We start from the raw sequence: 11,920 nt of genomic DNA, 5'->3' as shown, positions 1-11,920 counted from the left end.
CTTTTATCTCAGCCTCTCACTGAGATAAAAGTAGTTTAGTTGAAGGAAGATCCGAACGAACAACCTAGATTCTTGAGGGAGAATCCAACTCGTTCGGATTTTTTTATTGCTATAGTGACCATAGTTTTCATATATGTGGCTGCTTCTAGCTGTGTATTGGAGAGCAAGACGAAGACCCCTGCGGGAAAAGCGGAATAGGTGAGACCCCGCAGGAGCGGAAGGGACGATGAGGCTCAGCGCCCGCTCGCGGAAAGCGAAGTCTTGCACGGAAATCAACAGCGGTGTCTCAAGCAGTTCAGCTCTTTTATCCAATTTGTTCGTCTTTAGATTGCATTGATTTTGTTATGTCGCAATCTCATCTTTTATGAAAAAGCGTCTACCCGTGCATTCGGTGGCAAGCGATGGTAAAATGAAATGTAAAGAGCTGTAAATAAGCGGACGAAGCGATAAGAGCTTCGTTATCAAATACATAGAATGAAGTGGTAAGGAGGAAAAGATCATGACAAAAGGAATTGCTCAATACGAAGTAGGAGAGCAAGTTGATCTTTATTTTTTAATTAAATCCTCAACGAGAGGAATTGCAAGCAATGGAAAGCCATTTTTAACGGTAATCCTGCAAGATAAAACAGGTGATATTGAAGCCAAGCTGTGGGATGCTTCCCCAGATGACGAGGAAAATTATGCTGCTCAAAAGATTGTGCGAGCTGCTGGAGAAGTAATGAATTACCGCGGACGCAACCAGTTGAAAATACGCAACATTCGTCCTGCACAGCCCCAAGACGGAGTGCGCACATCTGACTTTTTAGAAGTGGCGCCTTTATCTCAAGAAGAAATGGTCGAACATATTACAAAGAGTATATTTGAAATGAAAAATTCGAATGTCCAGCGCATTACTCGCCATTTGTTTAAAAAATATCAAACGGAATTTCTAGAATATCCGGCAGCAACTAAAAATCACCATGAGTTTGTATCGGGACTTGCCTATCATGTGGTGTCTATGCTGAAGCTGGCTGAGTCATTTTCAACCCTTTATCCAAGCTTAAACCGCGACTTGCTGTACGCTGGAGTTATTCTTCATGACCTTGGCAAAGTATTTGAACTTTCAGGTCCTGTTTCGACGATATACACAGTCGAAGGGAACCTGCTTGGCCATATTTCGATTATGGTGAATGAAATTGGAAAAGCCGCAGAAGAATTAGCGATTGAAGGAGAAGAGGTTATGCTTCTTCAGCATCTTGTATTATCGCATCACGGTAAGGAAGAGTGGGGAAGTCCGAAAAAGCCGTTAATTAAAGAAGCTGAGATGCTTCATTTGATTGACAATGTAGACGCTAAAATGAACATGCTGGACCGAGCATTAACAAAAGTGAAGCCCGGTGAGTTTACAGAGCGTATTTTTGCACTTGATAATCGCTCATTTTATAAACCAACGATTGATTAAAAAGGTATAAGTCTTTCTTCCTTCGCATATAGTGGTTGTAAATAACTGTGATGGGGGATCAATATATGGTGACACTACCAATTTGGATTTATTTAGTTGTAGCAGGCATTTTCTTTAGTGGATTTATGGCGATTCGTGCTGCACAACATGATAAGCAAGTGGATGATTCGTTTATTGAAAAAGAAGGACAAGTCTTCATCGAAAGAATGCAAGTGGAAAAAGAAAGACGCAACAGCGATTCCATCTGATTATATAAAAGAGCCTGTCACATGAGTGACAGGCTCTTAGCATTACTGCTGAGGAGTTTCTACGCCAGATTGACTATCTGTCGCACCTTCTTCGAAAATTGGTTTTACATTTTTATCTTTGACTTCCACTTTTGCTTTATCAAGCTCTTTTTGAATCTTCTTGTTCGCTTCTGCTTGATCTACTTTTGAACGTTTGATTTGCTGCTCAAGTTCAGGTTTCTTTTTCTCAAACGATTCTACTTTCTTTTTATCGACTAGTTTAATGATATGGTAGCCGTACTCTGTTTTGATTGGTTTACTTACTTCACCTTTTTTCAGCTTGTAAGCCGCTTCTTCAAATTCTTTAACCATTTGGCCTTCACCGAAGTAGCCTAAATCGCCGCCGTTAGCTGCAGACTGCTGATCCGTTGAATATTCTTTTGCTAGACTAGCAAAGTCCTCGCCTTTTTTGATTTTCGCTTCTACTTCGTTTGCTGTTTTTTCGTCTTTTACTAAAATATGGCTTGCGCGAATTTGAGGTTTTTGAGCTTTATATTCATCATAAGCTTTTTTCAGCTCTTTGTCCGATACCTTAATGCCTGCCGTAGCAGCTTTTTCACGGAGAATATCCACTTTTAGCATATCTTTGACTTCTTTTTCGCCTTTTTGCTTAATAACTGAATCCACCTGATCACCGTATTGTTCTCTTAGAATGTTCAGCTGCTGATCAAGCTCTTTATCCGTTACTTTATATTTTTTACTCAATACTTTTTCTTCGGTAACGCTTCGTACGAGTGTATTAAATTGGTCTTGTCCRATTGTATCTTTCATTTGCTTATACAAATCACCTTGAGTGATATTGCCTGCTTTTGTTTCTACAATTACTTTTGAAGAATCGTTTGCATTTGAAGCATCATTCCCCCCACTGCATGCTGATAAAGCAACGAGGCTGGCTGCCGTTGTTAGTGCAACTAAGCTTTTTTTCATACGTAAACACTCCTACTCATCATTTTTACTTATGTAGCTTGACTCAAGATTTACTATATCACATTTCCTGATGTTAGCAAATRAAGTTAAAACCACGTAAATTTACATTTATTTTCCACTAAGCATGAAGTGATTATACGCTTATGATGGCTTTTTTATAAAGCGTTTTCAAAATGGTGGACAAACTCACAGAGTAATTTCCAAACGAGAAGCAAGAGAAATAAATTATGGAGTTTGGGCTAAAAGCCTAGACGTTTTTTGAGCTGATGCATAAGATGCAGTATTAGTAAACAAAGGGGGTGCTCAAATGAGCGGAGGCGGATATGGAGGCGGTTTTGCACTATTAGTTGTACTGTTTATCTTATTAGTCATTGTTGGTTGTGCATGTTACCACTAGGAAACAGATGAATATAAAAGGAAAGGGGCGATAGATATGGGTTCTTACGGATGCGGATACGGCAGTGGATTTGCGCTATTAGTCGTATTATTCATCTTATTAGTTATCATCGGAGCTAGCTGTTTTTGCTAAGCCTATAAAAAAGCGGTGAGACATCTCACCGTTTTTTATGTAAATGATACTTCAATATAAGATGAAACTAATAAAATGGTAATTAATACATTAATCGTACGAAAAACTTTAGGCTGTTTTTCAGCTGGAATTTCTTTTTGAATACACAATGTATTTGTTAGTGCATTGATGTAGAATAAAATGAATAGTGCAAATACAATAAAGAATATGTACATAAAAATCCCCCTAACAAAATCAGTGTGACGAAGACAAAAAGTCTTATAGTCATTTATATAGTACAGCTTTGTATGAATTTACAAATATCTATATTAACATTACCAAAAAAGCGGTAAAATAGATAGTTATATATACAGTTGAGCAAAGAATTTCAAAAGGTATTTACACAGAAATGCGGTTTTTATTTTATAAAGGGTAGTTAAGAAGTTGAGAAATAGGTTTTAAACGAAATAGCAAAGTGAATGGATAAGAAATGAGTAACAATTACCCATTGTGCAAAAGGATTGTTAAAAAGGACAGAGGGATTTATATTAATATATGCAGTGAGTACATAATCAGTATATGAAAATCTTTATACGGTGCTACTTAAACAGGAAATGTGAATGACGCAGAAAGAATTATTTGGAAGAACATGAATGAATCATGTACAATATGGAGTAGAGGTATATGAACGTTGAAGGAGTAGGGGAAGYGGATGGAAACTTTAGAATCTCGAGTATCACGTTTAGAATATTACATAAAACTGTTATCTGGGACATCTGAACAAGAAGCTAAACCATTTATTGATTTAGTGGTAAGAAATCAGCTTACAAAGAAGGAAGTAGAGGAAATTTTAATTCTGTGTGAAGATACAAAAAACGAATATATTGAGCAAAAAGCGGAAGGTCTAACAGACTTTGTTCCGCTTCTTACACAATTTGTTGGCATGCTGAATTATAAATTAACTCCCAGAGAGACGGTCGAATCGCTTCGTTATCAACCTTCTTATCAAGATGTGATGAATGAATTTTTTGAAATTATTCAATGGATAAGGGATTAACCATTAAGAGTTTGAAATAGTCTCCTGGTGGTTCTCTTTGTCTTTCTTGACGAGCTTGCCATCTTCTTCAGTGAATTCTTCTTCGATATGATGGAAAGACCGCTCGAAGATATCCATAAAATCTTCACCGTAAATTTTGCGGATGACGGTCATCAGTTCCATAAATTCAGGGAATTTGCCGTACAAGTCGCGCAACGGAAGTGCGCCGCTGAACACTGAATTATTAGAAGGTTCGTAATGTTCCATTAAATCTAATAAAATGGCCTCGCCTTTATCTGTCAGCTGAATGTACGTATTTCGCTTATCGCTTTCTTTTTTAGAAAACTCAAGTAAACCTCGTTCTTCTAGTTTTTTGGAGAAGTTAAATGCAGTAGAAACGTGCATAACTCCAAACTTGGYAATTTCGGAAATGGAAGCCCCGTTTAAATGATATGAAATCCATAAAATATGATGCTCGTTAATATTAAGGTCATAAGGCTTAATCCATTGCTGCCAATCCTTCTCTACGGTTTTCCAAAGGGCTTTACTTAATTGGGCAATGCGTTGGCTAAATAGAAGTGCTTCTTTCAAACTGTAATCTTGATCACTAGTCTTTTTCATCTTCTCCCACCTACTTAGTCTCTTTTTTTATTTATCTTCTATTATGCCAATAAAATAAAAAATTATAAAGATGTAAATTTACAAAATTTTAAAAAATTAAAAAAGAAGGCGTTTCAACCTTCTTTTTTGTCAATTTTTTCATTGGGATTTTTAGTTGTCTGTACATGTTCCTCAAGGTTTGACAAAGAATTTTGGATTTCTTTCAAATGATGCTGAAGGGATTCCTTATGAGGGACAATTTCTTCTTTAAACTGACCAAGGGTAGTAGAAAGGTCACTTGCGATATTTTTCACTATAGTATTTCCTTCTCTGGCGGCCATTTGTACTTGTTGAGAAACAGCTTTTATTTTTGTTGAGAGCTCTTGTTGTGAAGCGTTAACTCGGTCTTTTCGAGAGCTGACACGCTGTTTAAGTTCTCGTCCTGAATATGGAGTAACAAGAAGCGTTGTAATAGCGGCTACGGTGCTTCCGATTGCTGCTCCAGCTGCTAGTTTTTTTATTCTGCTCATTATTTATTTCCTCCTATGTAGTAAAGTAATTGCTAACACTTCCTTCTGACATAATCATAAAAAAATAGCATAGATTTATACAAAAGAAGGAGGTTATCAACATGGGGTAGCTTTATTCATTCTTTTGATAATTAGCCTGAGTTTTTTTCTGGCTGCCTTTAAATGGTTTAGCCTTACGACTAGAACGGCATCATATCCACCTAAACATGTGCTGAAACAAAAGTCTCTTACATGTGCGACAGTGGCTTTTGCGAGTTTTTTATTGGCGCTTATACTTTATTATGTAACCTAGGATGGAGAACTTAAACCTTTATTACATAGTAAGTCTTCATACCTATTGTATGAGCTGCAAATGAAATTTAAGTGAAAAGCATTCTGTACCATTTCTTTTTAAACAAAAAGTTAAGAGTCGAACTGTAGATTGTTTCTAAAAGATCAGCAACATACTATAAATGAACCGTTTTATCTAAAGGCCCGCCACGCTTTGACGAGACTGAGCTTTTGGTGTAAAAAAAGAGCCTGATTCTTAATTAAATCAGGCTCTTGACGTTACGATAATTTTGCTTTGATGCTTGTGCGTTTTAGAACGGATTGAACAATTGGATAAATAACGACCATAACGATTGTGTTCACTACTGTTGCAGGTAATACAACCGCAGCAACAAGCGCCATGACGCTGTTTCCGCCCGGTAAGCCGACGATTAGCGCGGCAGCAGACAAGAATACGGTTCCTGATACGAGTGTGCCAACAGCTGTTAAAGCAGCGGCAACGGGTGTTTTAATGCCTGTTGCTTTTTTCACAAGCATAAATAATGCAAAGAAAACAAATGCTGTAATTGGTTTATCAATCAAGTTTGCAATTTGTCCGCCAGGAAAGCTTGTTGTTAAAGCAGAAATAACCGCTGTGGTTAAGCTAACCAATGCAACATTTTTTACGCTAGGAAACAACAGGATTGCTAAAAACATCATTGTTAACATCATATCTGGCTTCATTCCAAATAAAATAGGAGGTACCACCGTGTGGAGAACCGCTCCAATTCCGACTAATAACGCTAAAGAAACTAAAACCTTTGTATTCATTTCTCATCTCTCCTCTTCTAAGCTAAGCTCGAAATATACCAATAGTGCGTCTATGCCCATTGCATATATTTACATACTGATTATAACATATTTATGTGAAAAAAAGATCAGTTAATTCTGCCAATTATGCGTTTGCCTGTGCAAATTCATCCATAAAGACGGCAAGAGCTTCACACGCTTCAAGCGGTACAGCATTGTAAATAGAAGCGCGGCATCCGCCGATTGAACGGTGTCCAGCTAATCCTACGAAGCCTTTTTCTTTTGCTTGCTGTAAAAACGCAGCAGTTAACTCATCGGTTGGTAAAGTAAACGTTACGTTCATAATTGATCGGCTTTCCTCTGTAGCGTGAGGGGTATAGAAACCATTTGAACGTTCCATGCTTGTATAGAGTAACTTAGCTTTCTTATGATTTTGGGCTTCAATTGCTTTAACGCCACCTTGTTCTTTAATCCAATCTAAAACAAGTGAAAGCATGTAAATGCCAAACGTTGGAGGAGTGTTGTAAAGAGAGTTGCTCTTTACGTGTGTCTCATAATTCAGCATTGTTGGTAAACCTTCAGGAATACGTTTAAGCAATTCTTTCTTCAAAATGACAACCGTGACACCAGATGGTCCGAGGTTTTTCTGAGCACCAGCATAAATGAGTGAGAACTTAGATACATCAATTTGACGGCAAAGAATGTCGCTTGACATGTCGGCAATTAAGTCTACTCCTTCGATAGAAGGGTAGTCAGCCCATTGTGTACCAAAAATGGTATTGTTGGACGTGATATGCAAGTACCCAATCTCTTCTTTTGGAAGCTTTACGTCATCTAAAGCTGGAATAGAGCGGTAGTTCTCTTCTTTAGTAGAAGCAACAACTGCTGTTTTTCCAAGTTTCTTTGCTTCTTTTAATGCTTTTTCCGACCATGATCCGGTTAGTACATATGCACCGACTTGATCGGGAGCTAAAAAGTTCATTGGAATCATAGAGAATTGCAGGCTTGCTCCGCCCTGCAGGAATAAAATTTCATGTGTATCTGGAATGTTAAGCAATTCCGTGAGTGTTTCTTTAGCATGTGTTAATACATCTTCAAACTCTTTGCTGCGATGTGATAATTCCATCACAGACATACCTGTATTTTTAAAATTAACTAGCTCCTCTTGAGCAAGTTGTAAGACAGGTAGGGGAAGCGCAGACGGACCTGCATTAAAATTATAAGCTCTGTTTAACGTAATCACATTAATTCCTCCTCAAATTAGTTCGAACACTCATCATACAAAATGGCTAATGACTGATGTCAGAAAGAATATCATTATACTATCATGAAAACCATTGATTGTGGAGGTAACTTTTCAAAAATTTAAATTAATCTGTAAAGAGAAAATAATAGAAAAAAGATAAATAAAAAGTATACGCAAACATGTTTTGGCAAACATGTAAATGAAATGTTTATATGCTATACTGATGGAAGAAATAATGTGGAGGAACAGAATGAGAGTATTAAAATATGCCATATTAGGGCTCTTAGATCAGAAGGAGCTCAGCGGGTATGACATTACCAGACTTTTTAAAGAAGAGGTCGGTAATTTTTGGAGTGCTAAGCACAGCCAGATTTATCCCGAGTTAAAGCGATTAACAGAAGAGGGATTTATTCGCTATGAAACCGTGATTCAAGGCAAGAAATTAGAAAAAAAGATGTATTCGATAACGGAAGAAGGAAGAGCTGAGTTAAGCAAGTGGCTCACTACGATTGATCCTATTCCTGAAACAACTAAAGATGAATTTATGTTAAAAGCTTATTTTGCTTCATCCATGTCAATAGAAGAGTTAAAGCAACAAATAGATAACCAGCTATCAAGCAGGAAAGTGAAGCTAACTTTTTTAAAGAAACGAATGGATGACCTTTTGGAACAAGTTAATCATCACATTACCGTTTCGTCTCCTCAATTTGGTCATTATTTGGTGCTATCTCGCGCTCAAGACCGGGAGACAAGCTATATCAATTGGCTTGAACGTACGCTGAATTTAATTGAAAAAGAACAATAAGAAAAGGTGAGCGGATCATGACTTGGTGCATAAAATCATTTCAAGAGCTGACAAACGATGAGCTTTATGAAATTCTACAGGTTCGCACCGCTATTTTTGTTGTCGAACAGAAGTGTGCTTACTTAGAAGTAGATGGAAAAGACAAACTTGCTTATCACTTGTTTAAAAAAGAGAATGAGAAAATTATCGCATATCTTAGAGTTTTACCAAAAGGAATTAGCTACCAGGAAGCTTCTCTTGGGCGCATTATTGTAAAACAAGCACAGCGCGGTACGGGTCTCGGAAGAGAACTAGTAGCAAGAGGAATTGATTTTTTAGAGAATGAATTGCACGAGAAGACAATTAAAATTCAAGCTCAAAGCAGACTTCAAACATTTTATGAATCGTTTGGTTTTAGACCTGTTTCCGATATTTATTCAGATGAAGGGCTTCCCCACGTAGATATGCTAAAGACACCTTAGAAACTTCACCAATTGTGTGAAGTTTTTCTATTTCTGAAACGGGTAAGGTGAAAGAAAGATGTTAGGCTTTAGTATTGCGCAGATAGAATCGATATGACTACTACTAAATTAGTAATTTATGAATAAGATAGATAATGAATTTGTTTCTTTTTGCTTATTCTTTGATTTTAAGTAAGTGATATATTGAAGAAAGTAATAATATTGTATATAATGATTTTTGTAACAAAAATGTAACAATTACGTAATATTCTTAATATTGGTTCAGAAAGAAATTTGTTGTACATATTGCTTGGAGGCATTTTTATGAGTGCAAAGGAAAAGAAAAATAGGTATATATATAGTTTGGATGGACTTCGAGCTTTCGCTGTTATGTCTGTCATTGCATATCACTTAGGATTTGGATGGGCATCTGGAGGATTTCTAGGAGTTGACGTTTTCTTCGTATTATCAGGGTATTTAATTACCTCGATTTTACTGGTGCAATCTTGGGAAAATCCTTTGGGAAATTTGAAGCATTTTTGGATTAGCCGAACGAGAAGACTTCTTCCAGCTGTGTATGTGATGGTAGTATTAACTGCAGCTTGGGTTATTTTATTTAACCGGCCATTGTTAACAACGCTACGAGGCGATGCATTATCGTCTATTTTTTATATGAGTAACTGGTGGTTTATTTTTCATAAAGTTTCATATTTTGATAGTTTTGGGTCACCGTCACCATTAAAGAACTTATGGTCACTGGCTATTGAAGAGCAGTTTTATATTGTGTGGCCACTTGTTTTATTGTTGGGTTTAAAATTTATTAAAAAGAGAGGAATTCTTTCTCTATTCATTTTAGCTGGAGTAATGGCCTCAGCTATTCTAATGTCTTTTTTATATGAGCCAGGAGGAGATCCTAGCCGCATTTATTATGGAACCGACACTCGGCTGTTTGCCCTTTTAATCGGCTGTTTACTTGCATTTGCCTGGCCGATGTATCGTTTATCATCAAAAAATCTTCCAGCCGTAGGCAAGCAAGTATTAAACGCGGTAAGTATGGTGAGTTTCTTTGTATTTATTCTCTGCGTATGGAGCGTTGATGAGTATACTCATGCATCTTTTCTTTATCAAGGTGGAATGCTGCTGATTTGTTTAAACGCTGCTGTACTGGTTGCAACGATTAGTCATCCTAGTAGTTTTTTAGGAAAAGCTCTGTCGTTTAAGCCGCTTCGCTGGCTTGGTACTAGATCATACGGCATCTATTTGTGGCATTATCCGGTTATTGTTCTTACAACACCTGTATCCGAGATTGGCCGCCCGGTCTATTGGCATGCGCTGCTACAAGTAGGCCTTACATTTATCATTGCTGAACTTTCTTACCGTTACATCGAAGTGCCTATCCGCACACGCGGCTTTCGCTATTATTTCCGGCACTACCATCCGAGAGAGCTTTTTAAATGGCGTAATCTCTCTCGTTCGAGACAAGCGGTTTTGGGCAGTCTCATTTTCTTTTTGGCGCTGTTTACAGCGGATATGACAAGCTTTGCTATTAGTACGCAGCAAAAGGATGAGACGACAGCGAAAGAGACAGAGGTTAAAATTCAAACGAATCATAAAGAAAATGCTTCAACTTCTGTCAAAGACAAGAACAAAGCGGATGATAAAAAAGCAGAGAACGCGGAAAAGAGTTCCGGGGAAGAAAAATCTGATGCCAAAGAAAAACAGCAGCCGAATTCTTACAGAGATGTTCTTGCGATTGGAGACTCGGTCATGCTGGATATTGCTCCTAATCTTAAAGAGATGCCGCTTAGTATTACGATTGACGGAAAAGTAGGAAGGCAGCTCAATGAAGCACTGCAGCTAACTCCTAGCTATCAAGCATTTAATAATCCGAACAGCGCAGTGATTATTGAGTTAGGAACAAACGGCTATTTTACAAATGAAGAACTTGAACAACTGTTAAAAGCTTTTTCACACGCGGATGTTTACTTAGTGAATACGCGCGTTCCTCGTTCGTGGGAAAGCACCGTGAACAAGAACTTGAAAGCTGCTTCTGAAAAGTTTGATCACGTCACGCTCGTAGATTGGTACTCAGAGGCTTCTAAGCACCCTGAATACTTTACATCAGATGGTGTCCACTTGGTACCTGAAGGATCAAGAGCATTAACAAAATTGATTGAAGAACGTATGAATTTAGAAGTTAAGGCGGAAAGTCGTTCATAATAAGTGAAAAGCTGTACGATGTTTTGTATCACAAACTGATTAAACATGTGTTAAATGAATAGATAAAACAAAAAAAGCTTACATGTGTAAGCTTTTTTTGTTTCAAGAAAGGCGAGAAGAAATATTGCCAGCGATTTCTTGAAGTTTTTCAGGCGTGTATTCGCTTGTATGCTCTTTCCATACAGCACCGAATCCATCGCCTTCCCCATAGCGAGGAATAATGTGCATATGATAATGAAACACGGATTGACCAGCTTTTTCACCATTATTATTTAAGATGTTTAAGCCGATTGGGCTGTATGTTTCTTTAATTGCATTTGCGATTTGAGGAACCACTTCAAACAAATTGCGCGCAATTTCCGGCGTTAGTTCGTGAATGTCTTTTTTATGTACTTTTGGAATCACCAGCGTATGCCCTTTTGTTACTTGACTAATGTCTAAAAAAGCTAATACATGTTCATTTTCAAATACTTTTGCACCTGGGATTTCACCGCGAATAATTTTGCAAAAAATACAGTTTTCATCATGTGTGCTCATTATATTCACCTTCCGTTACCAATATAAATGTATGGGTATACATGTACGTTTATTTTACCACAAAGTAGGAATGCAATCAGCAGACAAGAAATAGCTGCTGGCATTTTATACACAAAAACGGGATGCAAACGATTATGCATCCCGTCATGTGAAGAAGGAAAAAATAGCTTTTAATGCAGCRTATGATCTTTAAGGAACACCTCATTTACGTAATTGCATTGCCTAATGAAACAGTAACTTGAAAAAGTATATTCTCTTTAACAAACACCTCATTTAAGCATTGA

The 11,920-nt window shown here is 37.4% G+C and carries 16 protein-coding genes; 9 read left to right on the top strand and 7 right to left on the bottom strand.

Features of this window, described 5'->3' with window-relative positions; genetic code table 11:
* The first annotated feature begins 499 nt into the window (after window positions 1-499).
* Entirely contained in the window at window positions 500-1,441 is a 942-nt protein-coding gene (gene yhaM, locus AC1DRF_RS09845) for a 3'-5' exoribonuclease YhaM (protein ID WP_013055309.1), read from the top strand.
* 65 nt (window positions 1,442-1,506) lie between these two features.
* Window positions 1,507-1,689, top strand: a complete 183-nt coding sequence (locus AC1DRF_RS09840) for a sporulation YhaL family protein (RefSeq protein WP_013055310.1) — start codon at window positions 1,507-1,509, stop codon at window positions 1,687-1,689.
* Between the two features lie 42 nt (window positions 1,690-1,731).
* Here the strand turns inward: AC1DRF_RS09840 and AC1DRF_RS09835 are convergent, their stop codons facing one another.
* Window positions 1,732-2,655, bottom strand: a complete 924-nt coding sequence (locus tag AC1DRF_RS09835; protein WP_013055311.1) for a peptidylprolyl isomerase — start codon at window positions 2,653-2,655, stop codon at window positions 1,732-1,734.
* Window positions 2,656-2,962: 307 nt separating this feature from the next.
* Here AC1DRF_RS09835 and AC1DRF_RS09830 point away from each other — a divergent pair, with 307 nt between their 5' ends.
* Together AC1DRF_RS09830 and AC1DRF_RS09825 are read left to right on the top strand one after the other, a co-directional pair.
* Window positions 2,963-3,052 carry a YjcZ family sporulation protein gene (locus AC1DRF_RS09830; protein WP_016762973.1) on the top strand — a complete coding sequence of 30 codons (90 nt, stop codon included), beginning with the start codon at window positions 2,963-2,965 and terminating at the stop codon, window positions 3,050-3,052.
* A gap of 36 nt (window positions 3,053-3,088) precedes the next feature.
* Entirely contained in the window at window positions 3,089-3,184 is a 96-nt protein-coding gene (locus AC1DRF_RS09825; protein WP_016762974.1) for a YjcZ family sporulation protein, read from the top strand.
* A 35-nt stretch (window positions 3,185-3,219) separates the two neighbouring features.
* On the opposite strand, the gene AC1DRF_RS09820 is transcribed toward AC1DRF_RS09825, so the two are convergent.
* Window positions 3,220-3,399 (bottom strand): hypothetical protein, encoded by a 180-nt coding sequence (locus tag AC1DRF_RS09820; protein WP_013055312.1) that lies wholly within the window; start codon window positions 3,397-3,399, stop codon window positions 3,220-3,222.
* A 476-nt stretch (window positions 3,400-3,875) separates the two neighbouring features.
* Here AC1DRF_RS09820 and AC1DRF_RS09815 point away from each other — a divergent pair, with 476 nt between their 5' ends.
* Window positions 3,876-4,220, top strand: coding sequence for a DUF1878 family protein (locus AC1DRF_RS09815; RefSeq protein WP_013081673.1), 345 nt, complete (start codon window positions 3,876-3,878; stop codon window positions 4,218-4,220).
* 3 nt (window positions 4,221-4,223) lie between these two features.
* Here the strand turns inward: AC1DRF_RS09815 and AC1DRF_RS09810 are convergent, their stop codons facing one another.
* Together AC1DRF_RS09810 and AC1DRF_RS09805 are read right to left on the bottom strand one after the other, a co-directional pair.
* Window positions 4,224-4,820 (bottom strand): HTH-type transcriptional regulator Hpr, encoded by a 597-nt coding sequence (locus tag AC1DRF_RS09810; RefSeq protein WP_477740661.1) that lies wholly within the window; start codon window positions 4,818-4,820, stop codon window positions 4,224-4,226.
* Window positions 4,821-4,933: 113 nt separating this feature from the next.
* On the bottom strand, window positions 4,934-5,329 hold the full coding sequence (locus AC1DRF_RS09805) for a YtxH domain-containing protein (RefSeq protein WP_427076860.1): 396 nt from the start codon (window positions 5,327-5,329) through the stop codon (window positions 4,934-4,936).
* A 73-nt stretch (window positions 5,330-5,402) separates the two neighbouring features.
* Here AC1DRF_RS09805 and yhzF point away from each other — a divergent pair, with 73 nt between their 5' ends.
* Window positions 5,403-5,621 (top strand): membrane protein YhzF, encoded by a 219-nt coding sequence (yhzF, locus tag AC1DRF_RS09800; RefSeq protein WP_464722081.1) that lies wholly within the window; start codon window positions 5,403-5,405, stop codon window positions 5,619-5,621.
* 257 nt (window positions 5,622-5,878) lie between these two features.
* On the opposite strand, the gene AC1DRF_RS09795 is transcribed toward yhzF, so the two are convergent.
* A complete protein-coding gene (locus AC1DRF_RS09795; protein ID WP_153253357.1) occupies window positions 5,879-6,409 on the bottom strand; it encodes a tryptophan transporter in 531 nt (176 codons plus the stop codon).
* A 124-nt stretch (window positions 6,410-6,533) separates the two neighbouring features.
* Window positions 6,534-7,631: a 3-phosphoserine/phosphohydroxythreonine transaminase gene (gene serC, locus AC1DRF_RS09790; RefSeq protein WP_043981712.1), complete on the bottom strand. Its 1,098-nt coding sequence runs from the start codon at window positions 7,629-7,631 to the stop codon at window positions 6,534-6,536.
* Window positions 7,632-7,884: 253 nt separating this feature from the next.
* Between serC and AC1DRF_RS09785 the strand changes: the two genes are divergently transcribed.
* The 3 genes from AC1DRF_RS09785 (at window position 7,885) to AC1DRF_RS09775 (ending at window position 11,099) form a co-directional block, all read left to right on the top strand.
* Window positions 7,885-8,439 carry a PadR family transcriptional regulator gene (locus AC1DRF_RS09785; RefSeq protein ID WP_025752934.1) on the top strand — a complete coding sequence of 185 codons (555 nt, stop codon included), beginning with the start codon at window positions 7,885-7,887 and terminating at the stop codon, window positions 8,437-8,439.
* A gap of 17 nt (window positions 8,440-8,456) precedes the next feature.
* Window positions 8,457-8,900, top strand: a complete 444-nt coding sequence (locus tag AC1DRF_RS09780; protein ID WP_013081678.1) for a GNAT family N-acetyltransferase — start codon at window positions 8,457-8,459, stop codon at window positions 8,898-8,900.
* 303 nt (window positions 8,901-9,203) lie between these two features.
* Window positions 9,204-11,099 (top strand): acyltransferase family protein, encoded by a 1,896-nt coding sequence (locus AC1DRF_RS09775; RefSeq protein ID WP_427076859.1) that lies wholly within the window; start codon window positions 9,204-9,206, stop codon window positions 11,097-11,099.
* A gap of 102 nt (window positions 11,100-11,201) precedes the next feature.
* On the opposite strand, the gene AC1DRF_RS09770 is transcribed toward AC1DRF_RS09775, so the two are convergent.
* Complete coding sequence (locus tag AC1DRF_RS09770; RefSeq protein ID WP_014461670.1) at window positions 11,202-11,636, bottom strand: HIT family protein; 435 nt, start codon at window positions 11,634-11,636, stop codon at window positions 11,202-11,204.
* Window positions 11,637-11,920: the final 284 nt, after the last annotated feature.

It is taken from the genome of Priestia sp. P5_B4, assembly GCF_056400385.1.
The sequence above is the reverse complement of the archived record's forward strand: the minus strand, read 5'-3'. Positions and strand labels throughout refer to the sequence as shown.